Annotated in this window: 25 protein-coding genes; 12 read left to right on the top strand and 13 right to left on the bottom strand. The window is 68.6% G+C overall.

The features are described 5' to 3' along the window. Nucleotides 1-183: 183 nt before the first annotated feature. Complete coding sequence (locus NF556_RS14300; RefSeq protein ID WP_252591584.1) at nt 184-1,404, top strand: NADP-dependent isocitrate dehydrogenase; 1,221 nt, start codon at nt 184-186, stop codon at nt 1,402-1,404. Nucleotides 1,405-1,472: 68 nt separating this feature from the next. Here the strand turns inward: NF556_RS14300 and NF556_RS14295 are convergent, their stop codons facing one another. The 4 genes from NF556_RS14295 to NF556_RS14280 all read right to left on the bottom strand — a co-directional run bounded on the left by NF556_RS14295 (nt 1,473) and on the right by NF556_RS14280 (nt 5,442). After that, nucleotides 1,473-1,832, bottom strand: a complete 360-nt coding sequence (locus NF556_RS14295; RefSeq protein ID WP_252591583.1) for a DoxX family protein — start codon at nt 1,830-1,832, stop codon at nt 1,473-1,475. Then, nucleotides 1,829-2,857: a hypothetical protein gene (locus NF556_RS14290; RefSeq protein ID WP_252591582.1), complete on the bottom strand. Its 1,029-nt coding sequence runs from the start codon at nt 2,855-2,857 to the stop codon at nt 1,829-1,831. Before NF556_RS14290 ends, NF556_RS14295 begins: the two co-directional genes overlap by 4 nt. 241 nt (nt 2,858-3,098) lie before the next feature. Continuing rightward, on the bottom strand, nt 3,099-3,803 hold the full coding sequence (locus NF556_RS14285) for a maleylpyruvate isomerase family mycothiol-dependent enzyme (protein ID WP_252591581.1): 705 nt from the start codon (nt 3,801-3,803) through the stop codon (nt 3,099-3,101). A gap of 97 nt (nt 3,804-3,900) precedes the next feature. After that, entirely contained in the window at nt 3,901-5,442 is a 1,542-nt protein-coding gene (locus NF556_RS14280) for a S10 family peptidase (protein ID WP_252591580.1), read from the bottom strand. Nucleotides 5,443-5,483: 41 nt separating this feature from the next. Between NF556_RS14280 and NF556_RS14275 the strand changes: the two genes are divergently transcribed. After that, on the top strand, nt 5,484-6,047 hold the full coding sequence (locus NF556_RS14275) for a 2'-5' RNA ligase family protein (RefSeq protein WP_252591579.1): 564 nt from the start codon (nt 5,484-5,486) through the stop codon (nt 6,045-6,047). On the opposite strand, the gene NF556_RS14270 is transcribed toward NF556_RS14275, so the two are convergent. Together NF556_RS14270 and NF556_RS14265 are read right to left on the bottom strand one after the other, a co-directional pair. Further along, entirely contained in the window at nt 6,023-7,306 is a 1,284-nt protein-coding gene (locus NF556_RS14270; protein WP_332460684.1) for a glycosyltransferase family 4 protein, read from the bottom strand. The genes NF556_RS14275 and NF556_RS14270 overlap by 25 nt on opposite strands. After that, nucleotides 7,303-8,373, bottom strand: coding sequence for a mannose-1-phosphate guanylyltransferase (locus tag NF556_RS14265; RefSeq protein WP_252595816.1), 1,071 nt, complete (start codon nt 8,371-8,373; stop codon nt 7,303-7,305). Before NF556_RS14265 ends, NF556_RS14270 begins: the two co-directional genes overlap by 4 nt. A gap of 44 nt (nt 8,374-8,417) precedes the next feature. Here NF556_RS14265 and NF556_RS14260 point away from each other — a divergent pair, with 44 nt between their 5' ends. The 7 genes from NF556_RS14260 to NF556_RS14230 all read left to right on the top strand — a co-directional run bounded on the left by NF556_RS14260 (nt 8,418) and on the right by NF556_RS14230 (nt 16,917). Beyond that, the gene (locus tag NF556_RS14260) at nt 8,418-9,500 is read left to right on the top strand and encodes a quinone-dependent dihydroorotate dehydrogenase (RefSeq protein ID WP_252591578.1); all 1,083 of its coding nucleotides are present in this window, start codon (nt 8,418-8,420) and stop codon (nt 9,498-9,500) included. A gap of 73 nt (nt 9,501-9,573) precedes the next feature. Next, nucleotides 9,574-10,809, top strand: coding sequence for an amidohydrolase (locus NF556_RS14255; protein WP_306238542.1), 1,236 nt, complete (start codon nt 9,574-9,576; stop codon nt 10,807-10,809). 196 nt (nt 10,810-11,005) lie between these two features. After that, entirely contained in the window at nt 11,006-12,127 is a 1,122-nt protein-coding gene (locus NF556_RS14250) for a BMP family lipoprotein (protein WP_306270165.1), read from the top strand. Nucleotides 12,128-12,232: 105 nt separating this feature from the next. After that, nucleotides 12,233-13,858 (top strand): ABC transporter ATP-binding protein, encoded by a 1,626-nt coding sequence (locus tag NF556_RS14245; protein WP_252591576.1) that lies wholly within the window; start codon nt 12,233-12,235, stop codon nt 13,856-13,858. Beyond that, complete coding sequence (locus NF556_RS14240) at nt 13,855-15,189, top strand: ABC transporter permease (protein ID WP_425607000.1); 1,335 nt, start codon at nt 13,855-13,857, stop codon at nt 15,187-15,189. The genes NF556_RS14245 and NF556_RS14240 overlap by 4 nt, the downstream gene beginning before the upstream one ends. Continuing rightward, entirely contained in the window at nt 15,186-16,508 is a 1,323-nt protein-coding gene (locus tag NF556_RS14235) for an ABC transporter permease (protein ID WP_252591575.1), read from the top strand. The genes NF556_RS14240 and NF556_RS14235 overlap by 4 nt, the downstream gene beginning before the upstream one ends. Nucleotides 16,509-16,518: 10 nt before the next feature. Continuing rightward, nucleotides 16,519-16,917, top strand: a complete 399-nt coding sequence (locus NF556_RS14230) for a cytidine deaminase (RefSeq protein ID WP_252591574.1) — start codon at nt 16,519-16,521, stop codon at nt 16,915-16,917. A gap of 26 nt (nt 16,918-16,943) precedes the next feature. Here the strand turns inward: NF556_RS14230 and NF556_RS14225 are convergent, their stop codons facing one another. Further along, a complete protein-coding gene (locus tag NF556_RS14225; RefSeq protein ID WP_252591573.1) occupies nt 16,944-17,627 on the bottom strand; it encodes a hypothetical protein in 684 nt (227 codons plus the stop codon). A 95-nt stretch (nt 17,628-17,722) separates the two neighbouring features. Beyond that, entirely contained in the window at nt 17,723-18,241 is a 519-nt protein-coding gene (locus NF556_RS14220) for a MarR family winged helix-turn-helix transcriptional regulator (RefSeq protein ID WP_252591572.1), read from the bottom strand. Between the two features lie 84 nt (nt 18,242-18,325). On the opposite strand from NF556_RS14220, the gene NF556_RS14215 reads away from it, so the two are divergent. Together NF556_RS14215 and NF556_RS14210 are read left to right on the top strand one after the other, a co-directional pair. After that, entirely contained in the window at nt 18,326-18,898 is a 573-nt protein-coding gene (locus NF556_RS14215; protein WP_252591571.1) for an NADPH-dependent F420 reductase, read from the top strand. A 115-nt stretch (nt 18,899-19,013) separates the two neighbouring features. Continuing rightward, on the top strand, nt 19,014-20,309 hold the full coding sequence (locus tag NF556_RS14210; protein WP_252591570.1) for a thymidine phosphorylase: 1,296 nt from the start codon (nt 19,014-19,016) through the stop codon (nt 20,307-20,309). A gap of 21 nt (nt 20,310-20,330) precedes the next feature. Here NF556_RS14210 and NF556_RS14205 read toward each other — a convergent pair whose 3' ends face one another. Then, complete coding sequence (locus tag NF556_RS14205) at nt 20,331-20,783, bottom strand: GNAT family N-acetyltransferase (RefSeq protein WP_252591569.1); 453 nt, start codon at nt 20,781-20,783, stop codon at nt 20,331-20,333. Next, complete coding sequence (locus tag NF556_RS14200; protein WP_252591568.1) at nt 20,780-22,483, bottom strand: ABC-F family ATP-binding cassette domain-containing protein; 1,704 nt, start codon at nt 22,481-22,483, stop codon at nt 20,780-20,782. The genes NF556_RS14205 and NF556_RS14200 overlap by 4 nt, the downstream gene beginning before the upstream one ends. A gap of 188 nt (nt 22,484-22,671) precedes the next feature. Here NF556_RS14200 and NF556_RS14195 point away from each other — a divergent pair, with 188 nt between their 5' ends. Next, entirely contained in the window at nt 22,672-23,148 is a 477-nt protein-coding gene (locus tag NF556_RS14195; protein WP_252591567.1) for a DUF1203 domain-containing protein, read from the top strand. A 9-nt stretch (nt 23,149-23,157) separates the two neighbouring features. Here the strand turns inward: NF556_RS14195 and NF556_RS14190 are convergent, their stop codons facing one another. The 3 genes from NF556_RS14190 to deoC are packed head-to-tail and all read right to left on the bottom strand — an operon-like array spanning nt 23,158 to nt 26,565. Beyond that, nucleotides 23,158-24,102 carry an aldehyde dehydrogenase family protein gene (locus tag NF556_RS14190; RefSeq protein ID WP_252591566.1) on the bottom strand — a complete coding sequence of 315 codons (945 nt, stop codon included), beginning with the start codon at nt 24,100-24,102 and terminating at the stop codon, nt 23,158-23,160. Beyond that, on the bottom strand, nt 24,099-25,544 hold the full coding sequence (locus NF556_RS14185) for an aldehyde dehydrogenase family protein (protein WP_252591565.1): 1,446 nt from the start codon (nt 25,542-25,544) through the stop codon (nt 24,099-24,101). Before NF556_RS14185 ends, NF556_RS14190 begins: the two co-directional genes overlap by 4 nt. 13 nt (nt 25,545-25,557) lie before the next feature. Continuing rightward, complete coding sequence (gene deoC, locus NF556_RS14180) at nt 25,558-26,565, bottom strand: deoxyribose-phosphate aldolase (RefSeq protein ID WP_252591564.1); 1,008 nt, start codon at nt 26,563-26,565, stop codon at nt 25,558-25,560. Nucleotides 26,566-26,583 lie beyond the last annotated feature (18 nt).

Here is a 26,583-nt window from a genome sequence, read left to right as displayed (position 1 = left end):
ACCGGCCGTATGCCGGGGGCGCGGGGAGGTGGGTTATCTCACCTCCGCAGGCGGTTGGCGGTGGGCATTGTTCCTGCGCGGCTGGCCTCGCGATAACCTGATGGCCGGCGACCGCTCGTGCGGTCGCACGTCACGCCGGGCCGTGCAGACGGCCACTCACACTGACCACAGGAGCCCGCAGGCATGGAGAAGATCAAGGTCGCCAACCCGATCGTCGAACTCGACGGCGACGAGATGACCCGCATCATCTGGCAGTTCATCAAGGACCGGCTGATCCACCCCTACCTGGATGTCGACCTGAAGTACTTCGACCTCGGGGTCGAGAAGCGCGATGAGACGAACGACCAGATCACGATTGACGCGGCCAACGCGATCAAGGAGCACGGGGTCGGCGTCAAGTGCGCGACGATCACCCCCGACGAGGCCCGCGTCGAGGAGTTCGGCCTCAAGGAGATGTGGAGGAGCCCCAACGGCACCATCCGCAACATCCTCGGTGGCGTGATCTTCCGCGAGCCGATCATCATCTCCAACGTCCCGCGCCTGGTGCCGGGCTGGACCAAGCCGATCATCATCGGTCGTCACGCCCACGGTGACCAGTACAAGGCGCAGAACTTCAAGGTGCCTGGCGCCGGCAAGGTCACCATCACCTACACCCCGGCCGACGGCGGCGAGCCGGAGGTCCACGAGGTCGCAGAGTATGGCGATGACGGTGGTGTCGCGATGGGGATGTTCAACTACAACGATTCGATCCGCGACTTCGCCCGCGCCAGCATGAACTACGCCCTGGACCGCGGTGTGCCGTGCTACCTGTCGACCAAGAACACGATCCTGAAGGCCTATGACGGTGCCTTCAAGGACATCTTCCAGGAGGTCTTCGACGCGGAGTTCAAGGAGAAGTTCCACGCCGCCGACCTGACCTATGAGCACCGCCTGATCGACGACATGGTCGCCGCGGCGATGAAGTGGGAGGGCGGCTACGTCTGGGCCTGCAAGAACTATGACGGTGACGTGCAGTCCGACACCGTGGCCCAGGGCTTCGGCAGCCTCGGCCTGATGACCTCCGTGCTGATGACCCCGGACGGCAAGACCGTCGAGGCCGAGGCAGCGCACGGCACCGTCACCCGGCACTACCGCCAGCACCAGCAGGGCAAGCAGACGTCCACCAACCCGATCGCCTCGATCTTCGCGTGGACCCGTGGCATCTCCTACCGCGGCAAGATGGACAACACCCCCGAGGTCACCGAGTTCGCCGAGACCCTCGAGCGCGTCTGCATCGAGACGGTCGAGTCGGGCAAGATGACCAAGGACCTCGCGCTGCTCGTCGGCCCGAACCAGAAGTGGCTGACCACCGAGGAGTTCCTCGCAGCGATCGACGAGAACCTGCAGAAGGCCATGGCTGCCTGACCTGACGCAAGCATCGACGGCCGTCCACCCGCTGGGGTGGGCGGCCGTTGCTGTCTGTCGTGGCTCGCTCAGGTCCCGCTCGCGAGCTGGACCAGGTGCACCAAGGCCCCCACCGCGAGGAGCAGGTACAACCCGGGGAAGGCGATGTCGTAGTAGACCTTCGCCCGCAGGTGAGCGATGAGCGCACCGATGAACAGCAGGGTCAGCCCCGCGGCTGCGGCCACGCCCAGCCAGGGGAACGCGAGCAGGCCTCCAACGAGGCCGAGGGCTCCGGTCAGCTTCAGGGCTGCCAGGTAGGGCACGGCCTCGGCAGGTAGGTGCACTTCGCTGGAGGTCTTCAGGACGATCCCCACCTTGAGGTAGTCCGCAACCGCGATGAACACGTTGGCCACGATGCACAGGACCGTGACCACCAGGAGTGGAGTCACGGGAGGTGCGGCAGCTCGACCTGCCCCTCCCCGTCGTCGAGCGACCGTTCGCGCGGGATCGACATGACGACCGCCAGGATCAGCAGACCTGCCACGAGGCTGGCGACCAGGTGCATGGTCCCGACGATCGGGTCGTGGACCTGCGGCATGTCTTCGGGGCTGGCCATCCGGATCAGCGCTTCCCAGGCGTTCCAGGCGAACAGCGAACCGGAGGCCGCCCAGGCGGACAGCACGGGCACCCAGGTCCGCACTCTGGCGCGACGGCGCACCGTCGTCCGGGCGGACCAGGCTCCGATCAGCGACCACGTCGCGACGACCCCGATGAGTGCGCGCCGCGCGGAGTCCTGGCTCTCCGCCACGTTCGGACCCAGGCCGATGGTTCCACCCAACGCCCAATACCAGCCAGCAGCGCCCACGATCGTGGCCAACGCGCTGGCGATCATGCCCAGGGCGTCCCGCCCGACCGACTCCCCTCGTGGCAACTCGCGAAGGCGCCCCACGAAGGCGTGTGGCCAACGCTCGCGCAGATAGATCGGGAGCGCGATGACCAGGCCGAGAGCCATGCCGACGACTCCGATCGTGATCAGCGCCGACTCCCAGGCGGCCATGACGGACCCTCCGTCGCCGTGCGTGGCCGCACTGGCGCCGGAGGCCGGTTCCACGATCGGCCTGAGCGCGGCAAAGGGGACGACTGTCACCAGCAGGCCGGTGGCGACCCACGAGAAGAACACGACGGCCGTGCCTGGGAGACGCTGTCCCCACGGCTGGGCCAGGGCGAGCCCGAGGGCCACGCCGACGACCGCCATCAGGATCGTCACCCCGTTGAGCAGCATCCATTCTGCGGCGACGTGCCCGCTGTCGGACCCGACGTCGAGCAGTCCGGCGGCCACCCAGACGACCTTGACGACGAGATAGAGGGCCATGGCGGATGCTGCACCGAATCCGGCCGTGCGGCGCACCACCGTCCACCTGGCGTCGACCCGATCAGCGGTCGCTGCGCACGCGTCGTGTGAGGAAGTCGTCATGCCCACACGCTCGCAAGCCTGCTGAAAGTTCACCTCCCCCGCAGGAGGACTTCCCTCACTCGTGCGAGGGAGCTTGCTCAGGTGCCGGTGGAGCCTCAGGTGCTCGTGCGCTCGGTCGCGTGGATTCTCAGGTGCTCGTGCGCTCGGTCGCGTGGATTCTCAGGTGCTCGTGCGCTCGGTCGCGTGGATTCTCAGGTGCTCGTGCGCTCGGTCGGGAGGGGAGGGGCGGGACCGGGGCTGGTCAGCCCCAGGCGGGCAGGGTAGGCAGCGGGTGGTGGCTGGTGAGGTTGTGCTGGATCCCGCGGGTGACCCACAGCAGCAGGTCGGCTGGCTTGCCGCTCACCTCAGCCCCGCCACCGGCGATGTGCCAGTGCCGCCCGTCGGTGCCGGTGAGCGTCAACGGTGGGCTGCCAGCGTGCCCGAGTCGCTCCACGGCCTCGACGAGTCCTGCGCGCACCACCTCGGGCGGCGCCTGGGCGAAGGTGAAGCCCAGGTCGAGGTCGACGTGGTGATAGGTGACCTCGCGCAACCGCGCCCACGGGACCTGGTCACCGGGCAGGGCCCCTCCACCGACCTGCACAGGATGCAGATCGGTGCGACCGCGCAGGGACTGGACCCGGGCGCGGAAGGCGTCGCTCGCCGAGATCACATCGGCTCGCAGCCGGGCCAGGGGCACGGTGGCGCCGTCCTCGATGTCCTGATCGCGCTGCTCGCGTGAGGCATAGGCCGGGGTCTCGTGGCCGCTGGCCGCCCACTGCACGAGGTGTTGCAGGGCGTCGGCGTTGCGGGCCAGGTGGGCGAGGACATGGGCCCTGGTCCACCCCGGGCACAGACTCGGTCCCGCGAGGTCCTCGGGCGTCATCCTCGCCAGCGTGCCGGCCAGGGCCTGGTCGGCCTCCGCGAGCAGATCGATCGACCGACCTATGGCTGGGTGTCCCTCTGACATCGTGCTCTCCTGCGCCTCGACGTGGGCCGGACGGTCAGTGGCCGGTCCTTCGTGTCGATCGTGCCGCTGTCGGGGCCGACCCGCAACACGGGGAGGTCTATCGGGAGGTGCCCATGCTCCGCGTGACGAAGTCGGCGAGATCCTGGGACTGCTGGACCCGCGACGGCTCGTGGACATACATCATGTGACCGGCCTCGTAGTAGCGGTGCTCAATGTTGTCGTGCAACGCCGCGGGGATGTCGAGCTGGGTCAGCACCTCGCGTGCCGCGAAGAAGGGAGTCGCCCCATCAAACCAGCCGTAGGCCACGTGGACCTGTAGGTGTGGGTTGGCCCGCATGGCCCGGGCCAGCAGTGGGGTGACATCCACGGATCGACCCTCGAAGTCGGCATAGGACCACGGGTGCACCCGACTCGAGATCTGCTCGTAGTGCAGGTCCGAGTGGTAGCCGAGGTCGGCGCGCACGTGCTGGTTCCACGCCGCTGAGTAGGGGCCTGAGATCGCGTCGTGGCTCGGGTCGGCGTCCATCATCTCGGCGTTTCCCGCGGCAGACGGTCCGGTGAACCGGGAGTCCAGGCGACCCACGACCTTGCGCTCGGAGCGCAGCAGCTCGGTGAAGAACCGGATGTGCTCGATCCGCAGGTCGGCACGGTCCACCCAGTCCGGGGAGAGGCCGGTCAGCTCTGCCACCCGCGTGACGTGCTGGTCGCGCTCGGCGCCAACGAGCCGCATGCCACGACTGAGCGCGTAGGGATACTCCTTGGCGGCATACTCCTCGGCCGCCCGGACGACGGTCGAGAGCGACTTGCGACCGTGCTTGCCGTGATAGTGCGCCACGGCCGCATAGGTCGGCAGGAAGCCAGCGAACGCCCGGGCGTCGGGGTCGTGCAGCCCGATGGATCCGAAGTCGAGGACGGAGGAGATCAGCATCAGGCCGTTGAGGGTCAGGCCGTAGCGCGACTGCAGATGATCGGCCAGGGCCGCGGCCCGCAGGGTGCCGTAGGACTCCCCGGCCAGGAACTTGGGGGAGAGCCAGCGCTCGTTGCGGGAGGTCCACAGCCGGATGACCTCGCCAACGGACTCGATGTCACCGGAGAAGCCGTGATAACCCTTGGGCTTCTCGCCCTCGGCGGCGCGGGAGAAGCCGGTCGAGACGGGGTCGATGAAGACGAGGTCCGAGACGCTCAGGAGGCTCTCGGGGTTGTCGATCAGTCCGTAGGGAGGTGGCAACAACTCGCCGACGTCACCCATCTGGACGCGGCGGGGGCCCAGCAGGCCGATGTGCAGCCAGACCGAGGACGAGCCCGGGCCGCCGTTGAACGCGAAGGTGACCGGCCGCTCCGGTGCGTCCGTGTCACGGTCGGCGACGTAGGAGGTGACGAAGACCTCGGCCTTGGGCTTGGTGCCGGTGAAGACGTCGTCCTCGTAGACCTCCTCGCGCAGCACGATGCGTCCGGTGGTCGCTGTGTAGGACAGCGTCTCGCGGCCGATCGTCAGGCTGTGCCTGGTGGTGACCAGGTCATCCTTGGGCTCGGCCGGCGTGGTCGTGACCTTCGGGTCACCAGCAGTCTCGCTGCTGGTCCCGTCGGTCGGGCTCTGGGCGGTCGGTGTCTGGGCGGCTGTCTTGTCCGTGGAGGCCATCCTCTGACTCTAAGGCAGGCCTCGGAGTAGGGTCTGTGACCGTGAGTCTCCAACCCCACGGGCCCGTCACGGTGGGCGTCGCGTTGCCCGTGCCCGAGCCCTGGGGGAGACTGCTGCGGGATGCGCGGCTCGGCTATGGCGAGGATCGTGCAGCCCACATCCCGACCCACGTGACGCTGCTCCCGCCGACGGAGACGACGGGAGCACGCCTCGAGGTGCTGCTCGAGCACCTGGCGACCGTGGGTCAGCAGAACCCACCGTTTGACATGGTGCTGCGCGGCACGGGGACCTTCCGCCCGGTGTCTCAGGTCGTCTTCATCCAGGTGGCGCAGGGCGTCTCGTCCTGCGAGCAGCTCGAGCGGGGTGTGCGAAGTGGTCCGGTGAGCCGAGAGCTTGAGTTCCCCTATCACCCGCACGTCACCCTGGTGCACGACGAGCCACCTGACGTGCTCGACCGGGCCTTTGCCGACCTGGCCGACTTCACCGCCGAGTTTGTGGCCACCGAGTTCGTGGCCTATGTGCACCACGGTGATGAGGTGTGGCGGCCCCTGGTCACCTTCGAGCTGGAGGGACCAGATCCTCAGGCGACTGCCATGGAGTGCTGAGCGATCGCCCGACCGTAGTAACCGATCAGCTGCTCGGTCAGAGCAGGCCAGGAGCGCTCCTCGACGCGGGCTCGCCCTGCGGCACCCATCATCGCGCGCTCGCCCGCCAGCTCCCCAGCAGCAAGCGCAGCAACCGCATCGCGCAACGCTCCGGCGCGGTCGGGGTCAAAGAGCAACCCCGTGGTGCCGTGATCGATGAGGTCGACCGGACCGCCCCGAGCCGGGGCGACCACGGGCAGACCGGCGGCGGCGGCCTCTTGGATGGTCTGGCCGAAGGTCTCGCGGGTCCCCGTGTGCACGAACAGATCGAAGGCGGCATAACTGCGGGCCAGGTCCACGCCCTCCTGCCGGCCGAGCAGGACCACACCCGGGAGCTGCTCGCGCAGGATGTCGGCGCTGGGGCCGTCACCGACGAGCACGATCCGGGTGTTGGGCAGCCCGTTGAGCTCGATGAGGCGGTGCAGCTCCTTCTCTGGGGCGAGCCGCCCGACATAGCCGATGAGCACCTCACCGTTTGGGGCGAGTCGGCGACGCAGTGCTGCCGTCTCCGGGTCGTCCCTGCGATCGGGGTGGAAGAGGGTGGAGTCCACGCCGCGACCCCACAGGGCCACCCGCGGGACGTCATGGGCAGCGAGGTCCTGGAGGGCAGCGCTGGACGGGGCCAGCGTGATGTCGGCCTGGGAGTGGATGCGGCGGATCCAGCGCCACGCGGCGCGGGCCGTGAGGTCACCGACCGGCCCGGAGTGCTGGCGGATATAGCTGGGCATGTCGGTCTGATAGATCGCGACCGACGGGATGCCCAGGCCACGCGCCGCGGTGAGGCCGCGAACGCCCAGGACAAAGGGGGAGGCGACGTGCACCACATCGGGGCGGAACCGGTGCAGGACCGTCTCCAGCTCATAGGAGGGCAGACCCACCCGGAACTGGCGGATCGGCAGGCTGCTGACGGTGTGGACGGGATAACCGGCATAACGCTCGGGCGCGGCGGTCTCGGCCCACGGTGTGGTGCCGGGGGCGACGACCAGCGCCTCATGGCCACCGGCGCGCAGGCACTCAAGCACCTTGCACACGCTGGTGGTGACGCCGTTGAGAGCGGGGAGGAAGGACTCGGTCACGATGGCGACTCGCACATGATCCAGAGTGGCGCCGTCAGGTGGTGGATCGGCGACCTCTCGGGAGGTGTCCAGTGAGCGTGAGGTGACGAGTGGGTGGCCGAGGGCGTCCCGCAACCGGCGTCGGTGACGTGCCGTGCTGCTCACGTGAGGTCCTCGCGCCCGGACTGCTGGAGCGTCTCCACGATCCCCTTGACGTCCTGCACGCGCTCACGGGTTGTCACCAGGAGGGCGTCCGGGGTGTCCACCACCACGATGTCATCGACCCCGAGGGTGACCACCGTGCGCCCCGAGTGGGCGGCCACCAAACCGGTGCTGCCGACGGAGACGACCTGGTCGCGTGGGCCGAGGACGTGCAGGCCGCCGTCGTCGGCCTCCAGCAGGGACATCAGCGAGGCGAAGTCGCCCACGTCGTCCCACGGGAAGTCGGCCGGCACGACGGCGACCCGCCCAGCGCTGGCCGCCGGCTCGGCCACGGCGTGGTCGATGGCGATCTTGGTCAGGGAGGGCCAGACCTGGTCGAGGGTGGCCGGCTCGGCGGCCAGCTGGCGCAGTGCGTCAGCCAGCTCCGGGTGCCAGCGGCCGAGCAGGTCGAGCAGCGTCGCAGCACGCACGACGAACATCCCGGCGTTCCAGCGGTAGGCACCGGAGTCGAGATAGGACTGTGCCGTCTCGCGGTCTGGCTTCTCCACGAACTCGGTCGCCTGACGGGCCAGGCGAGCGCCGGGCCAGGGGTCACCGACCTTGATGTAGCCGAAGCCGGTCGCGGGATACGTCGGGGTGATGCCGAGGGTGACCAGCGCCCCCGTGGCCGCAGCCGCCACGGCCTCCCGGACGCACTCCTGGAACGCTGCGGGGTCGCCGATCACGTGGTCCGCGGCGAACGAGCCGATCACGGCGTCCGGGTCGCGTGCCTCCAGGACCGCTGCGGCCAGCCCGATGGCGGGCATCGAATCGCGGGGGGTCGGCTCGACGAGCACCTGGTCAGCCGGGAGGTGCGGCAGTTGCTCGCGAACAGCCGCGGCGTGTCGCACGCCGGTGACGACCATCAGGCGCTCTGCGGTCAGCGGCTCGAGCCGGGCCGCTGTGTCCTGCAGCAGGGAGCGCCCACTGCCGGTGAGGTCGTGCAGGAACTTGGGGGAGGTGCGCCGGGACAGGGGCCAGAGCCTGGTCCCTGCTCCTCCGGCGGGGATGACTCCCCAGAAGTGGTCCATGCTGACGTCCGCCTCACTCACCTCGCCAGCATAAGGTGACGGACGTGAGTCAGCCCGACACCGACCTGCGGACCCGCGCGTTAGTTCTTGGCTATGGCCGGGTCGTCAAGCCCGTCCTGTTCCGCCTGGGCGGGGGAGACGCCGAGGTGGCCCACCACCGCACCGTGGACCTGATGGAGGCCCTGGCAGCTCGGCCACGGGTCCTCGCCGCGATCTCACGGGCGGTGCCACCGCCCACCAGCCCGGTGCGGTTGCTCGGGCTGACCTTCCCGAACAGGGTCGGTCTGGCGGCGGGCATGGACAAGGACGGCCGTGGTGTGGCCGCCTGGGGGGCGCTCGGGTTCGGGCACGTTGAGCTCGGCACGGTCACGGCTCGTCCGCAGCCGGGCAATGACCGGCCACGGTTGTTCCGGCTGCCGGCCAGCCGGGCGATCATCAACCGGATGGGCTTCAACAATGCCGGGGTGCACGCCCTCGCCGAGCGGCTCCGGCAGGCACGGGAGCAGGGGAGCCTCGGCATACCGGTCGGGGTGTCGATCGGCAAGACCAAGGTGACGCCGCTCCAGGAGGCGGTCGAGGACTATCTGACCTCGGTGCGAGCCCTGGACGGGCTGGCTGACTATCTCGCGATCAACGTCTCGTCACCGAACACCCCAGGGTTGCGCGGGCTGCAGGACGCCGGCCCGCTCGCCGAACTGATCGAGGCCGTCGTCGCGGAGACCCGCAGCCTGGCCGGGCAGGGAGAGCCAGTCCCGGTGCTGGTCAAACTCGCTCCAGATCTGACCGACCAGGCCCTCGACCAGGCCCTCGAGGTGGCGGTCACATCGGGCGCCGCGGGCCTGATCGCCACTAACACCACGATCAGTCGGCGCCATGTCGCGCCGGTGGATCGGGCTCTCGCCGAGCAGGAGACAGGCGGACTGTCGGGAGCACCACTCACGCGGCGGTCCCGGGAGTTCGTCGCCCGCGTGCGCGCCGCGACGGACCTGCCCCTGATCGCTGTCGGAGGGGTGATGACCGTCGACGATGCCTCCGCGCTGCTGGACGCCGGGGCCGACCTGGTGCAGCTCTACACGGGCCTGATCTATGGCGGACCAGGCCTGGTGCGTGAGGTGGCCGCGCTCTGACGCGGGGCGCGGGCAGGTACCCTGACGATCGGCCACCCATCCATCCCGACCCCAGGATCTGACCCGCGTGACGTTGCACGAAACCTCCTCTGCCGCCCCAGTCCCCGCGACCGATGACCTCGTCGAGAGGGTGGTGGCCGACGTGGAGTCGCGCCGTCAGGCGCTGCTGACACTGCGCCGGGACCTGCACTCTCACCCGGAGGTCTCCTGGCAGGAGCACCGCACCACGTCGGTGGTCATGGAGCGGCTCGAGGCTGCTGGAGTGCGTGTGCGGGCGATGGCTGGCAGCGGGGCGATCGCTGACGTCGGCGCCGCGGACCCGCGGGTCCGGATCGCGTTGCGCGCGGACCTGGACGCGCTCCCGGTGGAGGAGGTCACCGGCCTGCCCTTCGCCTCGCGGCAGCAGGGAGTGTGCCACGCCTGTGGTCACGACGTGCACACCGTGGCTGTGCTGGGCGCGGGCCTGGCGCTGGCCTCGCTGCAGGATCAGTTGGAGTCCCGCGGCATCGGAGTGCGGTTGATCTTCCAGCCGGCCGAGGAATCGATCCCTGGCGGAGCCCACAAGGTGGTCGAGGGTGGCTGGGTCGAGGGCGTGGACCGCATTCTCGCGGTGCACTGTGACCCCTCCATCGATGTCGGCACGATCGGGTTGAAGGTCGGGCCCATCACGGCAGCGTCGGACTCGGTCCACGTCACCCTCAGCGGGCGCGGTGGCCACACCTCCCGACCGCACCTGACCCAGGACCTGACCTTCGCCCTCGGCAAGGTGGTGACCGACGTGCCCGCCGCGCTGTCCCGCCGCCTCGACCCCCGCTCCGGCACGGCGCTGGTGTGGGGCGCGGTGCGGGCCGGCTCGGTCGCCAACGTGATCCCCTCCCGCGGAGAGTGTGTCGGCACGCTCCGGATGCTCGACTCCGAGACCTGGGCCACGACCGGCCCGCTGATCGAGGAGATCGTGCACGCGGTGGTGAGCCCCTATGGCGTGACCGCAGAGGTGCGCCACATCAAGGGCGTCCCCCCGGTGGACAACGACCCCGCCGCCATCTCGGCGATGACCGCCGCGGCCAGTGCCGTGCTCGGTCCGGCAGCAGTGGTGCCGACCAAGCAGTCCCTGGGTGGTGAGGACCTGGGCTGGCTGCTGGCCGACGTGCCCGGTGCCATGGCACGGCTCGGCACCCGCACACCGGGCGGAGCCACCCACGAACTGCACCAGGGTGACCTGGTCGTCGACGAGGAGTCGGTGCTGATCGGTGCCAAGTTCCTCGCGGCCTCGCTGCTCAACTCCGTGGGTGCCGACGGCCTCGTCTGAGCCTCGGGCCCTCGGTTCGTCGTCCGTGGCAGCGGGCCCCGAAAGGTCACGAATTCGACACCATCTCGTCATCTGAGCATCTTGTGGCTCTTCGGCGCGCCTTTCGGGGGCTAGCATTCCCGTCATCTACGTCCCCAGACCAAAGGAGTTCCCCGTGAGGGTCTTCAAGATTGCCGCAGTGAGCGCCGCTGCCGTCATGGTCCTCGCCGCGTGTGGCGAAGCCCCTGACGAGGAAGCCGAGACCACCTCCGACACCGAGACCACCGCTGACGCCGGCGCCGACGGTGAGGACGCGACCGGTGGCGACACCGGTGAAGAGACGGCTGTCGCCGGTGGAGAGGATAACTCCGACTTCAAGGCCTGCATGGTCTCCGACGCCGGTGGCTTCGACGACCAGTCGTTCAACCAGGGGGCCTACTCCGGCCTGCTCGCTGCCGAGGAGAGCCTTGGGATCACCAAGGCCGAGGCCGAGTCCAACTCCGACGCGGAGTTCGGCCCCAACATCGACGCCATGGTCCAGCAGGGCTGCAACTACGTGATCGGTGTCGGCTTCCTCCTCGAGGACGCCATCCAGGCTGCCGCCGAGGCCAACCCGGACACTAACTTTGGCCTGCTCGACTCCGGCTTCCAGGACGCGGACTTCGCGCCGGTCGAGCTGGAGAACGGCAAGCCGATCCTGTTCAACACCTCCGAGGCGGCCTTCCTGGCCGGTTACCTCGCCGCTGGCATGACCGAGACCGACAAGGTCGCGACCTACGGTGGTCTCCCGATCCCTTCGGTCCAGATCTTCATGGACGGTTTCTCTGACGGCGTCGACGCCTATAACGAGGACAACGGCAGCGCCGTCGAGCTCCTCGGCTGGGACAAGGAGGCGCAGAACGGTTCCTTCGCCAACACCTTCGATGACCAGTCCCAGGGTGCCTCGTTGGGTGAGCAGTTCATCTCCCAGGGTGCGGACATCATCATGCCGGTGGCCGGTCCGGTCGGCCTGGGCACCGCCTCGGTCGCCGAGGGCACAGACACCAAGCTCATCTGGGTCGACTCCGACGGCTTCCTGACCACGGAGTACGGCGACCTGATCCTGACGTCCGTCCTGAAGGACATGGGCCCGGCCGTGGAGGCCACCATCAAGGAGGGCGTCGACGGAGCGTTCACCAACGAGCCCTACGTCGGCACGCTGGAGAACGAGGGCGTCAGCCTCGCACCGTTCCACGACTTCGACGCCGAGGTCCCGCAGGAGCTGAAGGACAAGATCGCCGAGTATCAGGAGCAGATCGTCTCCGGGGAGCTCGTCGTCGAGTCCCCGAACGCTCCGTGAGCCACTGAATCCTGGAGGGACTCAAACTCTCCGACGTAGCGGCCCAGCCATTCCCGGCTGGGCCGCTACGCTGTCCCGGAATCACTATCGAGGAGCCGAGGAGCGATGAAGCTCGAACTGCGCGGGATCACCAAGGTCTTCGGGTCGTTGGTGGCCAACGACCACATCGACCTCGTCGTTGAACCCGGCGAGATCCATGCCCTGCTGGGGGAGAACGGCGCCGGCAAGAGCACGCTGATGAACGTGCTCTATGGCCTCTATGACCCCGACGACGGGCAGATCCTGCTTGACGACAAGCCGGTCACCTTCCCCGGGCCCGGTGACGCCGTGCGGGCGGGGATCGGCATGGTGCACCAGCACTTCATGCTGGTGCCCGTCTTCACCGTGGCCGAGTCGGTCGCCCTGGGCTATGAGCCCACCGGGCCGGGTGGCATCTTGGACCTGGCCTCCGCGCGTCGCAAGGTCCAGGAGATCTCCGAGCGGTTCGGTTTCCACGTCGACCCGGATGCTCTGATCGAGGAGCTTCCTGTCGGTGTGCAACAGCGCGTGGAGATCATCAAGGCACTCTCTCGGGACGCCCGCATCCTGATCCTCGATGAGCCGACGGCGGTGTTGACTCCGCAGGAGACCGACGAGCTGATCAAGATCATGGGTGAGCTCAAGGCAGCCGGCACCTCCATCGTCTTCATCACCCACAAGCTGCGCGAGGTCCGCGCCATCGCCGACCGCATCACGGTGATCCGCCGTGGCAAGGTCGTGGGGGAGGCGAGCCCGGAGTCGACCGAGACCGAGCTGGCCTCGCTGATGGTCGGGCGCTCCGTCAGCCTGGCCGTGGACAAGACCGCGGCCCAGACCCGTGACAACGGCCTGGTGGTCTCCGACCTCACCGTTCTCAACGGGGCGACGCCGGTGGTCGATCGGGTCAGCTTCGAGGTGCACGGTGGCGAGATCCTGGCGATTGCTGGCGTGCAGGGCAACGGACAGACCGAGCTGGCCGAGGTCATCCTCGGCACCGATGAGGCGGCGGCCGGCCGGATCACCTTGGACGGAGAGGAACTGCTGGGCAAGAGCGTCCGGCAGCGGTTGCGCACCGGGCTCGGCTTCGTGCCTGAGGACCGATCCACCGACGGCGTGGTCGCCACCTTCTCGATCGCCGAGAACCTCGTCCTCGACATCTATGGCACCGACGAGTTCTCCCGGGGTGTCTCGCTCAACCTCGGCAAGATCGCCGAAAACGCCGAGCACCGCACGCAGGAGTTCGACGTGCGACTCACCGACATCCACGACCCCATCTCCACGCTGTCGGGCGGCAACGCCCAAAAGGTTGTGCTGGCTCGGGAGATGTCCCGGCCATTGCGCCTGCTCGTTGCCTCCCAGCCCACACGGGGCCTGGACGTTGGCTCCATCGAGTTCGTCCACAAGCGGATCGTCACCGAGCGCGACCAGGGGACCCCGGTGATGATCATCTCGACCGAGCTGGACGAGGTGCTCTCGCTGGCCGACCGAGTCGCGGTCATGTATCGCGGTCGGATTGTGGGCATCATCGATGCGGCCGAGGCGGGGCCGGGTGGCATCAACCGTGACGTGCTCGGTCTGATGATGGCCGGTGTGCCGCTCGAGGATGCCGTCGAACAGGCCGCGGGCCACCAGTCCGTGCTGGCCGGTGCAGACGTTGCTGCTGAGGACACCGCCGTCAGCGGACGAGCCACTGAGGAAGGGGACCTGACGTGAGCGAGCCGAACAAGCCAGACGGCGATCCCGTGCCCGACCGCCCAGCGGCCGAGGGAGCGGAGAGCCAGGAAGCCGTCCCGCCGAGCGGGTCCAGCGGACCCGACGACTCCGCATACGACCCCCGGTCCGGCTCCACGATCCTGCGCCAGATCGTCGGCGGCGACGTGGTCATCTCGTTCCTGGCGGTCGTCATCGCGTTGGTGGTCGGTGGTGTGCTGATCGCCTTCGCGGACGAGGAAGTGTCCAAGACGGTCAGCTACGTCTTCGCCCGTCCGACCGACTTCCTGGGCGCCTGCTGGGAGGCCGTGAGCGAGGCCTACAAGGCGCTCTTCCGTGGCGCGATCTTTGACTATCAGGCCGACACCCTCAATCGGCAGATCCGCCCGATCACCGAATCCATGACGTTTGCCATCCCGCTGATCCTGGCCGGGCTCGGCATCGCCGTTGGTTTCCGCGCTGGCCTGTTCAACATCGGTGCGCAGGGCCAGATCATCGTCGGTGGCATCATCGCCGCCTACATGGGATTCGCCTTCGACCTGCCGGTGCTGCTGCACCTGCTGCTGTGCGTGGTGGGAGGCGCACTCGGTGGTGCGCTGTGGGGGTTCATTCCTGGCATCCTCAAGGCCCGCACCGGTGCCAACGAGGTGATTGTCACGATCATGCTCAACTGGATCGCGGTCAGCCTCGTCGCCTACGTGCTCACCCTTGGCAAGTTCAACGCGAGCGGCACGGGTCTGCGCAGCCCGCAGATCGGCCCCAACGCCGCCTATCCACGACTCATCCCCGACTTCTTGGTGCCGGACAACACCTTCCGGCTGCACTGGGGATTCGTCGTGGCCATTCTGGCGACGCTCTTCGTCTGGTGGCTGCTGGAGCGCTCGACGATCGGTTTCGAGATCCGCGCGGCCGGAGCCAACCCGCATGCAGCCCGGACCGCTGGCATGTCCGTGGGACGGATCACGATCCTGACCATGGTGATCGCCGGTGGCCTCGCCGGACTGGCCGCCACCTCGCAGGTGCTGGTCACCGGGGGGTCGCTCACGGCTGGTGTCGCAGCCACCTACGGGTTTGATGCCATCACGGTCGCGCTCCTTGGGCGGTCCCGACCGCTCGGCACCTTCCTGGCCGGACTGCTCTTCGGTGCCTTCCAGTCCGGAGGCACGCTGATGCAGTCGGTCACCGCGACACCCATCGACATCGTTTTCGTCGTCCAGTCCGTCATCGTCCTGCTGATCGCAGCTCCGCCGCTCGTGCGGGCGATCTTCCGACTCCCTGATCCCGACGCACAGCCCAAGCGCGACCGGGCCGCAACGAAGGAGGCCGCAGCATGACCACGCCAGTCGTGCCCGTGACAGCCGGAACGCCCGTTGACGACGTGCCTGCCGACGGAGCTGTCCTGGGCAAGATCTCCTACCGGATCCCGATCACCTATGCCGTCCTGGCCGTCTTCGCGCTGCTCGGGCTCGTCGGCACCCTGATCCGCCGGGAGGGGGTCTGGAGCCAGACGACGGAGTTCCAGTCGCGCTATGGCGACCAGTGGTTCACGATCCCGAACTTCAGCGTGCCGTCGCTGCTGACCGTCATCGTGCTCACCGTCCTGGTCATCTCCGCGGCCGGGTATGCCTACCTGGTGACTGCTGCTCGCCGGACCGTCCCGGTCTGGCTGCACATCGTGGTGGGTCTGGCCTTCGTCCTGGCCTTCCTGACCTGGGCGGGTGCGGGCAAGACCTCAGTCATCCCCGTGACCTCGCTGCTGGCCGGCGCACTGGCGCTGTCGGTGCCCCTGATTTTCGGCGCCATGTCCGGCATCGTCTGTGAACGATCGGGAGTCATCAACATTGCCATCGAGGGGCAACTCCTCTTTGGTGCCTTCGCTGCGGCGGTGGTCGCATCGCTGGCCACCCAGCCCTATCTGGGTCTGGTGGCGGCGCCGATTGCGGGCGCCATGGTCGGTGGGCTCCTGGCCTGGTTCGCCGTCAAGTATCAGGTCAACCAGATCATCATCGGCGTGGTGCTCAACACCCTGGTGCTCGGCCTGACCAGCTTCTTCTTCTCCACCCTGCTGGCGGACAATCGGGAGACCTGGAACGCTCGCCAGCCCCTCGGGGTCATCGAGATCCCGCTGCTGAGCCAGATCCCGATCATCGGTCCGGTGCTCTTCCGGCAGAGCATCCTGGTCTATCTCATGTATGCCGCCGTGATCATCCTGCAGATCATGCTCTTCCGCAGCAGGTGGGGCCTGCGCACGCGCGCCGTCGGCGAGCACCCCAAGGCTGCCGACACCGTCGGCATCCAGGTCAACAAGCGCCGGGTGTGGAACACCATCCTTGGTGGCGCCATTGCGGGCCTCGGCGGGGCGTTCTTCACCGTCGGCAGCGGACTGGCCTTCGGCCGAGAGATGTCCGCGGGCAACGGCTTCATCGCCCTTGCCGCGATGATCCTGGGCAAATGGAACCCGACCGGTGCCCTGATTGCCGCCCTGCTGTTCGGGTTCTCCAAGAACCTCGGCAACGTCCTGGGGACCATCGGCTCACCGATGCCCTCGCAACTGCTGGCGATGCTGCCCTACGTCATCACCATTTTTGCGGTCGCCGGTCTGGTCGGGCGGGTTCGTGCGCCCGCCTCCAACGGCGTCCCCTACACCAAGTGAGGTTGCTTCGATGACACCACCTGAGATCGACTGGTCCTCCCTTCAGGCTCGCGCCACGGAGGTGATGGAGCGGGCCTACGCCCCCTACTCGAACTATCAGGTCGGTGTCGCCGGCCTGGTCGACGACGGTCGGGTCGTCGCCGGCTGCAACGTGGAGAACGCAGCCCTGGGCGTCGCGTTGTGCGCGGAGTGCGGCATGGTGTCGGAGCTCGTGGCAACCGGTGGCGGACGTCTCGTGGCCGTGTCCTGCGTGAACCATGCCGGCGAGACGATCATGCCGTGCGGGCGGTGCCGGCAGCTCATCTGGGAGCACGGGGGCGCCGAGTGCCTCATCGCCACTCCCGAGGGGGTCCTCACCATGGCGCAGGTCCTGCCCCAGGCGTTCGGCGCCGAGGACCTGCAGCGCTGATCGCTCCCGCGCTCACATGCCGCTGATCACTCTCCGCCGAGCAGGCACTCCTGGGGCAGGCCAGCGGCGAGCATGCGGGTCGCCTGGGTGCCGTCGGCGGCGATGAACAGTGCCGTGCCACCGATGCCCTTGACCTTGTCGTAGGCCGTCCGCACGGTCCCTGCGTCGACGGCCAGCCGCCCCTCTGCCTCGGGCAGGAAGGTCGGAGTGACTCCGGCCTCGGTCGGGATGTCCTCCTTGCGCGCCACCTTCGTGGGGTCGAGGGGAGCCTGGCTCATCGCCTTGGCGAGCTCGTCCATCAGGGTGCGGTCATCGGGGCGGCCGCGCTCCGGTGGGCCGAAGGACACCTCGCCCGCCCGCACCTGATAGCGCTGCACGGCCAGGCTCGCCTCCTTCTCACGGTTAAACGTGGTGTAGGCGATGCCCTCACCGGCGGTCTGTGCTGGCAGGCCGTCGCTCTCGGCCCGCTCGGGCAGGTTCACCTGGGCTGCGATGACCAGCATCTGCGGGGCCAGACCGATCGCCAGGGTCTGTGCGCAGTCGATGACGGCCACCAGGCGCGGTGCGGTGACCACGGTGAGCACCCGGTCATCGCGCAGGGCGATCAGCGACGCGGGCATGGTGGTCTCCCCACCACGCTGCGTCATGGAGCGGCGCTTGAGGTCCTGCACCGCGGGGACGATCTGCTTCATGGCCTGGGCGAGATTCACGGGCACAGGATCGCACACCGCGCCCGGGCAACTGGTCCCGGAGGGTCACGTCCGCGGGCGACCCAGCCCTCGGCATACGGCTCACAACCGCCCACTCAGTGGGGGTCGGCCTCCGGACGGGTGTAGGCCAGGCTCATCCGTCCCTCGGGATCAAGGACCGCCACCAGGGCCTCGGTGATGTCGGCGAGTTGGGACACCTGCTCCGGCGAGAGGACATCGAAAACAAGCTCGCGCACCTGGGCCACATGCTTCGGGGCCGTGGCGAGCACGGTCTCCCAGCCCGCCTCGGTCAGCCTCCCGATCGTCACGCGACGGTCCTGCGGGGAGGGTGTGCGCTCCAGCAGCCCGCACTGCTCCAGGCGGCGGGCGACGTGAGAGAGGCGGGGGAGCGTGGCGTTGGTGCGGGCCGCCAACGCACTCATCGGCAGGGTGCGGTCCGGAGCCTCGGAGAGCATCGCCAGGACGTAGTAGTCGAAGTAGGTCAGCTCGGCCACCCGACGCAGGTGCGAGTCGAGTTGTGCCGGGAGGAGCTCCAGAACGCTGACCATCCGCACCCACACCATGAGCTGCTCGTCGTCCAGCCACTGAGTCTCGTCGTGCGTTGGTGTGGTCATGATCACAGTCTAGCCTGGAACTTGTGGGAACAACCAACACGGAGGCGTAGTTAGTTTAAGCAACAACTAATGAGAGGACATCACATGTCACACGTCAGCATTCTCGGCACCGGCAACATGGCCCAGGCCATCTCCAGCATCGTCACCAAGGGCGGCAACACCGTCGAGCTGCTCGGCTCGGACAACAGCCAGGCAGTCACGGGTGACATCGTCGTCCTGGCCGTGCCCTACCCGGCTGTTGACGAGGTCATCGCCGCCCGAGCGGATCAGCTGGCCGGCAAGGTCGTTGTCGACATCACCAACCCGTTGAACTTCGAGACCTTCGACTCCCTCGTTGTGCCGGCCGACGGCTCAGCCGCCCAGGTCATCGCCGAGAAGCTGCCGAACTCACGCGTTCTGAAGGCGTTCAACACCACCTTCGCCGCGACCCTCGCCTCGGGTGAGGTCGGCCCCCTGCCCACCACCGTCCTCATCGCCGGCGACGACGCCGATGCGAAGGCCCTGCTGAGCGGCATCGTCGCAGCAGGTGGCCTGAAGGCCATTGACGCCGGCGCGCTGAAGCGGGCCCGCGAGCTGGAGTCCCTGGGCTTCCTGCAGTTGACCCTCGCCGCCAGCGAGCGGATCTCCTGGACCGGTGGCTTCGGTGTGATCGCCTGACACCCGTCGCTGTCCAGGGTGCCGTCGTCCGTCCGGGCGGCGGCACCCTGTCGTTGTGAGCCGGGTTGAGCACGTCGGGGTCCCGAAACGCCTCCGAGTGCGGTTGGATGGACGGGTGAGTGAGAACTTCGATGCCGTTGACATCATCCGGGCCAAGCGCGACCAGCGGGAGTTGTCGGGTGAGCAGATTGCCTGGACGATCGATGCCTACACCCGTGGTGTGATCGCCGATGAGCAGATGGCCGCCCTCGCGATGGCGATCCTGCTCAACGGCATGGACCGACGCGAGATCAGCGACTGGACCGCCGCGATGATCGCCTCGGGGGAGCGCATGGACTTCTCCACGCTGAGCCGCCCCACCTCGGACAAGCACTCCACCGGCGGCGTCGGTGACAAGATCACGCTGCCGCTCGCTCCGCTGGTCGCCGCCTGCGGCGTGGCCGTCCCGCAGCTGTCCGGACGCGGGCTGGGCCACACCGGCGGCACGCTCGACAAGCTCGAGGCGATCCCTGGGTGGCAAGCTGACCTGTCCAACGAGGACATGCTGGCCCAGCTCGAGGACATCGGCGCGGTCATCTGTGCTGCCGGGGCCGGGTTGGCTCCGGCCGACAAGCGGCTCTATGCCCTGCGCGATGTCACCGGGACCGTCGAGGCGATCCCGCTGATCGCGTCCTCGATCATGAGCAAGAAGATCGCCGAGGGCACCGGTGCCCTGGTGCTCGACGTCAAGGTTGGCTCGGGCGCCTTCATGAAGGACGCCGAGCAGGCCGGTGAGCTGGCCCGCACCATGGTCGGCCTCGGCACTGATGCCGGTGTGCGCACCGTGGCGCTGCTCACCGACATGTCCACGCCGCTCGGGTTGACCGCGGGCAACGCGCTCGAGGTGCGCGAGAGCGTCGAGGTGCTGGCTGGCGGAGGGCCCTCAGACGTGGTCGAGCTCACCGTGGCACTTGCCCGCGAGATGCTGGTTGCGGCCGGTGTTGAGGATGTGGACCCGGCCGATGCCCTGGCCGACGGTCGCGCCATGGATGTGTGGCGGGCGATGATCTCGGCCCAGGGTGGGGACCCCGACGCGGACCTGCCGGTGGCTCGCGAGACGCAGCAGATCACCGCTGACGCGGACGGTGTGCTGACCACGCTCGATGCCCTGCAGGTCGGCGTTGCCGCGTGGCGGCTCGGCGCTGGTCGCGCACGCAAAGAGGACCCGGTCCAAGCGGGCGCCGGTGTTGAGATGCACGCCAAGCCCGGAGACACGGTGACGGCTGGTCAGCCGCTGCTGACGCTGCACACCGACACCCCGGAGCGCTTCGCTCGTGCCCAGGAGTCGCTGGAGGGTGCCTGGGAGATCTCGGCCGCCAGCACGGCGCACTCGCCGGCTCCGCTGATCATCGACCGGGTCTCCGCTGACTGATCCTGGCACGGCCCGTCGGTGTCAGAGTGGCTTGACCATGATGACCAGGGGACCGTCCCACTCCAGCCCTCTGATCTCCTCGAGTGGCAGGAAGCCGCGCGCCGCATAGAACGCCCGGGTCGCGGCATACCCCGCGTCATCGTGCGACGGACCGACGGTCTTGACCTCGAGCAGCCGGGCGCCGTCTGTGCGCAGATCGTGCTCGATCGCCGTCACCAGCGCCGAGCCGACTCCCGTGCCGTGGTGCTCGGGGGCGACCGCGATGAGGTGGATCTCGCCGGTGTCCGGGAAGTGCCGGTCGATCAGTGCCACTCCCACGGTGCTGCCCTCGACCCGGGCGAGATAGGAGTCCTTCTCGGCCGCCGCGCTGACGTAGTGCTCGTTGGCCGCAGGGATGCCGAACCAGTCGGGCAGCCCGCCCAGGATCCGGCGGGTTGCCTCGGGGTCGTTGCCGCGGGTGATGGTGATGTTCATGCGTGTCCTTCCAGGTGGAGTCGTTCGCCGGTCCAGCCCTCGCGCAGCCACCGGTCGTGGCTGGCGACGACGACGGCGCCGGGATAGTCGGGCAGGGACTGCTCCAGCTCGGTGACCAGGAGCAGCGAGAGATGGTTGGTGGGCTCGTCGAGCAACAGCACGTCGGACGGGTCGGCCAGCAGCACCGCAAGGTCGAGGCGGCGGCGCTGCCCGACGCTCAGGGAGCCCACCGGCCGGTCGGCATCCCGGCCGGCGATCAGTCCGAAGGTGGCCAGCGGGGTGCGCTCGGCTCGGTCGAGTCCGACGGCAGTGGCGTATGCCGTGCGCACGGTCTGCGCGTCATCTCGCCAGAGTGGTTCCTGGCTGAGCAGCGCGACGTGCAGTCGGTCGGGTCGGGTGATGGCGCCGCCATCGGCCTCCAACTGTCCGGCGAGCACGGACAGCAGGGTGGACTTTCCCGACCCGTTGGCGCCGGTGACCAGCAGCCGTTCACGTGAGCCCAGCGACAGCGATGTGGGGGCCAGTCGGCGCGCGACCGCGACGTGGGTGGCGGTCAGGACGGGCCCGGCCGCGGGGGCCTGACTGCCGCCGCTCGCCTGCCCGGCCAGTCCCACAAACCGCATCCGGGCTGGTGGCTTGCGCACCTGATCCTGCTCGAGCCGCTCCAGGGCGGTCTCCGCGTCGTTGACCCGGCGGGAGACGACCTTGGCATTGCGGTCGGCATAGAACTTCTTGGCCATCTTGCCCTCGGTGCGTGGCTCGCGTCCCGGGTGCCCGACGGTGTGGTCGGCCCGGACCCTGGCGCGCAGCCGGGCCAATTCGCCCTGCTCGTCGCGGAACCGGTGGACCCACCGCTCACGCTCGTCCTGCCGGTGCTGCAGATAGGCCGTGTAGTTGCCGGTGAACTTGGTGACACCAAAGCCCGAGCCGGGGGAGTCGTGGTCGTGCCGCACCGAGGCGAACGGACGCGGGGCCGGATCCAGGTCGAGCAGCGTGGTGCCGACCTCGTCCAGGAAGGCGCGGTCGTGGCTTGCCAGCAGCACCGGCCCAGACCAGCCCCGGAGCAGCTCGACCAGGCTGCGGGTGGCCGCGTCGTCGAGATGGTTGGTGGGCTCATCCAGCAGGAGCGTGTCGGGGGAGCGCAGCAGCAGCCAGGCCAGCGACAGGCGGGAGAGCTGGCCGCCGGAGAGTTCGCTGGCCGGCCGATCCCGCGGCAGCTGTGCCAGACCCAGGCCCGCCACGACCTGGTCGACGCGGTGGTCGAGCTCCCAGGCGTGGTGGCGCTCTGCCGCCTCGATGGCCGTGTGCAGGCGCGGGGCTGCGCCGGGCTCGCCGTCGGCCATCGCCTGCCCCTCCACCTCCACGAGGCGGGCCAGCTCCCGGATGGGGGCAGTCGCGTCGTCGAGGACGCCATCGATGCTCAGGGCGAGGTCGAAGGGTGGCTCCTGATGGAACAACCCGACCGTGCCCGGTGCGCTGACCGAGCCGGCATCCGGCTCGTCGAGACCTGCGGCAATGCGCAGCAGAGTCGACTTGCCCGAGCCGTTCTCGCCGATCAGGGCAGCGATCTCCCCGGACGAGACGGTCAGGCTGACGTCGGTCAGGACCCGGCGGTCCGGGAACGAGCGGGAGATGCCGTCGAGGCGCAGGTGATCAGCACCGGACGCGGCAGAAGTGTGCAGGGGTGAGGGTTGGGTCATGGGACTCCTGTGGGAAGCAGTGACCGCAGCCGTCAGCGCGAGGGCGTGACGGCGCGGCAGGGCGGCTTCAGGAGATCCACATGCGAGTGAGGTTACGTGGAAGCTGCCGTCAGGGCAAAGCCTTTTCCCGTCGCGGCGCCCCAGCGGCCGAGACCTCACGTTTCTGCAGGGTGGGGCGACTTCCTGACATGGGCACTTATCTCATCCAGGCCATTGACCCTGCTGAGCTCGCGACCGTTCGAGCGGAGGGAGTGGACAGTCAGCACCACAGCGTCACCGCCTTCGTTGACGAATTGGGCGGCGAGCAGCTGCGCTGCTGCCTCCGGCGGAGCGACGTCGGGGAGCGGATCATGCTGCTGTCTCATGCACCGCTCACGATCTCCAGCCCGTGGCGCGAGGTCGGTCCGGTCTTCGTTCATGCCGATCCCTGTTCCGGGCGGGAGGACTCATCGGACATGCCGGAATGGTTTGACGAAGGCCCCCGCGTGCTGCGTGCCTACACCCGCCGCGGGACGATGCACTATCCCGCGAACCGCGTCGTCAACCCCGGTGACGGTGTCGCGGCAGCGTTGGCCGAGATGTTCCTCGATCCAGCGGTTGCGGAGGTCCACCTCCGCAACCTGCTCGCACAGTGCTTCATCGCGCGGGCCGTTCGCCAGCCCTGACCACGTCGCTCAGGTGCCCTTGGGGTGCCAGACGGTCTTGGTCTCCAGGAAGGCCTCGATCCGCTCCAGGCCAGGCTCGAGCGTGAAGTCCGGCTCTGTGGCCGTGACGCCGGCGCCAGCCGGTCGGAGCACCCGCTTGAGGTTCTCAGCCGAGGCTGCCTCCAGGTCACCCCACACCACGTCGGGGGCATCCGCGGCACCGGTCAGGTCGATCGCATTCACATCACGGTGCGAGGCCAGCCACGGGGCGACCTCAGAGGTGACGCCGGTGATCAGGTTGACCACGCCACCGGGCACATCGGAGGTGGCCAGCGCCTCGGCCAGCGTGATGGCCGGGACCGGGCGCTCCTGGGAGGCGAGGACCACAGCAGTGTTGCCCGAGACGATGATTGGTGCCACGACCGAGACCAGCCCGAGCAGGGAGGAGCCCTGCGGGGCCAGCGCGGCCACCACACCGGTCGGCTCGGGCGCGGAGATGTTGAAGAAGGGGCCGGCGACGGGGTTGGTGCCGCCGAGGACCTGGGCGAACTTGTCGGACCATCCGGCATACCAGACCCAGCGGTCGATGGCGGCGGAGACGTTGGCCTCGGCGCGTGTTGCAGTGAGCCCTTCGGCGGCCTGCACCTCGGTGACGAACTGGGAGCGCCGTGATTCCATGACCTCGGCGACGCGATAGAGCACCTGGCCGCGGTTGTAGGCCGTGGCGCCGGCCCAGCCGGAGACCGCCTTGCGGGCGGCGACGACGGCGTCGCGGGCGTCCTTGCGCGAGCCCTGGGCGGCGTTGGCCAGGAACTTGGGGGAGCGGCCGGTGGAGAAGACCTCGTAGGAGCGACCGGACTCGGAGCGGGGGAACTTGCCGCCGATATAGAGCTTGTAGGTCTTGCGGACGTCCACCCGCCCGGTGCTGGCTGTGGTGGCGGTCTTGCTGGCTGGCTTGTTGGTGGTGGTGCTCACTTGTTCGCTCCCGTCGTGACATAGGCGGCCAGGCCGTGGCGGCCACCCTCGCGGCCATAGCCCGACTCCTTGTAACCGCCGAACGGGCTGGTCGGGTCGAACTTGTTGAAGGTGTTGGCCCAGACCACGCCGGCCTTGAGCTGGTCGGCCATCCACAGGATCCGCGAGCCCTTTTCGGTCCAGATCCCGGCGGACAGGCCGTAGGGCGTGTTGTTGGCCTTGGAGACTGCCTCACCGGGGGTGCGGAAGGTCAGCACGGACAGCACGGGGCCGAAGATCTCCTCCTGGGCGATGCGGTGCGTCTGGGAGACGCCGGTGAAGATGGTGGGGCGGAACCAGAAGCCGTTGGCCGGCAGCTCGCACTCGGGGGCCCAGCGGGTTGCTCCCTCGGCCTCGCCCACGGCGGTCAGTTCGGTGATGCGGTCCAGTTGCTCGCGTGAGTTGATGGCGCCGATGTCGGTGTTCTTGTCGAGGGGGTCACCGACGCGCAGGGTGGCCAGGCGGGCCTTGAGCTTGGCCTCGACCTCCTCGGCGATCGACTCCTGGACCAGCAGACGCGAGCCGGCACAGCACACGTGGCCCTGGTTGAAGAAGATGCCGTTGACGATGCCCTCGATGGCCTGATCGACCGGAGCGTCGTCGAAGACGATGTTGGCGGCCTTGCCGCCCAGCTCCAGCGTCGCCTTCTTGCGGGTGCCGGCGATGGTGCGGGCGATGGCCTTGCCGACGGCGGTGGAGCCGGTGAAGGCGACCTTGTCGACGTCGTCGTGGCCGATCAGCGCCCGTCCGGTGTCACCGGCGCCGGTGATGATGTTGACCACGCCGGGGGGCAGGTCGGCCTGCTGGCACACCTCGGCGAACAGCAGTGCCGTCAGCGGGGTGGTCTCGGCCGGCTTGAGCACCACGGTGTTGCCGGTGGCCAGCGCCGGGGCGATCTTCCACGACAGCATCAGCAGCGGGAAGTTCCACGGGATGACCTGACCGACGACTCCGTGCGGGCGCGGGTTGTCACCGAGCGAGGCATAGGCCAGCTTGTCGGCCCAGCCCGCGTGATAGAAGAAGTGCGCGGCCGCGATCGGGACGTCGACGTCGCGGGACTCCTTGATCGGCTTGCCGTTGTCCAGGGACTCCAGGACCGCGAACTCCCGGGCCCGTTCCTGCATGATCCGCGCGATGCGATAGAGATACTTGCCCCGGTCGGCGCCCGAGATCCGTGACCAGGACCGGTAGGCGCTGCGGGCCGCGGCGACGGCCCGGTCCACATCCTCATCGGAGGCCTCAGACACCTCGGCGAGGACTTCCTCGGTGGCCGGGCTGATCGTCTTGAACGAGCTGCCACCGGCCGAGTCGACAAACTCACCACCGATGAACAGCCCGTAGGAGCTCTTGATGTCGACGACGGCGCGGGACTCCGGCGCCGGTGCGTACTCGAAGGTCGGCATGGGTCGGCTGCTCCTAGTAGAGGGACGGGGAGTCGTCGGCAATGTAGTCAGCGCCCGAGTAGGCACCGGTGGCCATCTTCTGGCGCTGCAGCAGCAGGTCGTTGAGCAGGCTGGAGGCACCAAAACGGAACCACTCGTTGGTGAGCCAGTCCTCCCCGGCGACCTCATGGACAGCGACGAGGAACTTGATGGCGTCCTTGCTGGTGCGGATGCCACCAGCAGGCTTGACCCCCACCATCTGCCCAGTGAGCTCACGCCAGTCCCGCACGGCCTGCAACATGATCAGCGTCACCGGCAGCGTGGCTGCCGGTTGGACCTTGCCCGTGGAGGTCTTGATGAAGTCACCACCAGCCAACATCGACAGGTAGGACGCACGGCGCACGTTGTCATAGGTCACCAGCTCGCCGGTCTCCATGATCACCTTCAGCCGGGCCGCACCGCAGGCCTCCTTGACCGCGACGATCTGGTCGAAGACCGTCAGATAGTCCCCGGACAGGAACGCTCCACGGTCGATCACCATGTCGATCTCATCGGCCCCAGCGTTGACCGCGTCGGCGACATCAGCCAGTTTGACCGCCATGCTGGCCCGCCCGGACGGGAAGGCCGTCGCGACGGCGGCCACCTTTACGCCGCTGTCGCCCAGCACGTCCTTGGCGTGGCCCACCATGTCGCCATAGACACAGACAGCCGCGGGGCGGGGGGTGCTTATGTCGCTCGGGTCGGGGACCAGGGCCTTGGTTGCCAGCCCGCGGACCCGACCGGGGGTGTCGGCGCCCTCGAGGGTGGTGAGGTCGATCATCGAGATCGCCGTGTCGATCGCCCAGGCCTTCGAGGTCGTCTTGATCGACCGCGTGCCCAAGGCCGCAGCACGAGCCTCCGCGCCGACCTGATCCACCCCCGGCAGGCCATGCAGCCACGAGGTCAGGGCCTTGTTCGTCAGCCGCGAGACCCCGAGGATCTCCCGAGCCCGGGCAGGCGTGTCGGCCGCATTCGTCGCGGGGACGTCGGTGTCAGTGCTCACCGCTTCACTCTATCCCGG

Source organism: Ornithinimicrobium faecis (genome assembly GCF_023923225.1).
In the GTDB taxonomy this organism is placed as follows: domain Bacteria; phylum Actinomycetota; class Actinomycetes; order Actinomycetales; family Dermatophilaceae; genus Ornithinicoccus; species Ornithinicoccus faecis.
The sequence above is the reverse complement of the archived record's forward strand: the minus strand, read 5'-3'. Positions and strand labels throughout refer to the sequence as shown.

Coding starts and splice junctions, on each gene's coding strand:
- NF556_RS14290 (WP_252591582.1), bottom strand. CDS start 2,857: ATGACGACTTCCTCACACGACGCGTGCGCAGCGACCGCTGATCGGGTC.
- NF556_RS14205 (WP_252591569.1), bottom strand. CDS start 20,783: ATGAACATCACCATCACCCGCGGCAACGACCCCGAGGCAACCCGCCGG.
- NF556_RS14285 (WP_252591581.1), bottom strand. CDS start 3,803: ATGTCAGAGGGACACCCAGCCATAGGTCGGTCGATCGATCTGCTCGCG.
- NF556_RS14230 (WP_252591574.1), top strand. CDS start 16,519: ATGACACCACCTGAGATCGACTGGTCCTCCCTTCAGGCTCGCGCCACG.
- NF556_RS14195 (WP_252591567.1), top strand. CDS start 22,672: ATGGGCACTTATCTCATCCAGGCCATTGACCCTGCTGAGCTCGCGACC.
- NF556_RS14245 (WP_252591576.1), top strand. CDS start 12,233: ATGAAGCTCGAACTGCGCGGGATCACCAAGGTCTTCGGGTCGTTGGTG.
- NF556_RS14185 (WP_252591565.1), bottom strand. CDS start 25,544: ATGCCGACCTTCGAGTACGCACCGGCGCCGGAGTCCCGCGCCGTCGTC.
- NF556_RS14215 (WP_252591571.1), top strand. CDS start 18,326: ATGTCACACGTCAGCATTCTCGGCACCGGCAACATGGCCCAGGCCATC.
- NF556_RS14265 (WP_252595816.1), bottom strand. CDS start 8,373: ATGGACCACTTCTGGGGAGTCATCCCCGCCGGAGGAGCAGGGACCAGG.
- NF556_RS14200 (WP_252591568.1), bottom strand. CDS start 22,483: ATGACCCAACCCTCACCCCTGCACACTTCTGCCGCGTCCGGTGCTGAT.
- NF556_RS14300 (WP_252591584.1), top strand. CDS start 184: ATGGAGAAGATCAAGGTCGCCAACCCGATCGTCGAACTCGACGGCGAC.
- NF556_RS14280 (WP_252591580.1), bottom strand. CDS start 5,442: ATGGCCTCCACGGACAAGACAGCCGCCCAGACACCGACCGCCCAGAGC.
- NF556_RS14235 (WP_252591575.1), top strand. CDS start 15,186: ATGACCACGCCAGTCGTGCCCGTGACAGCCGGAACGCCCGTTGACGAC.
- NF556_RS14250 (WP_306270165.1), top strand. CDS start 11,006: ATGGTCCTCGCCGCGTGTGGCGAAGCCCCTGACGAGGAAGCCGAGACC.
- NF556_RS14220 (WP_252591572.1), bottom strand. CDS start 18,241: ATGACCACACCAACGCACGACGAGACTCAGTGGCTGGACGACGAGCAG.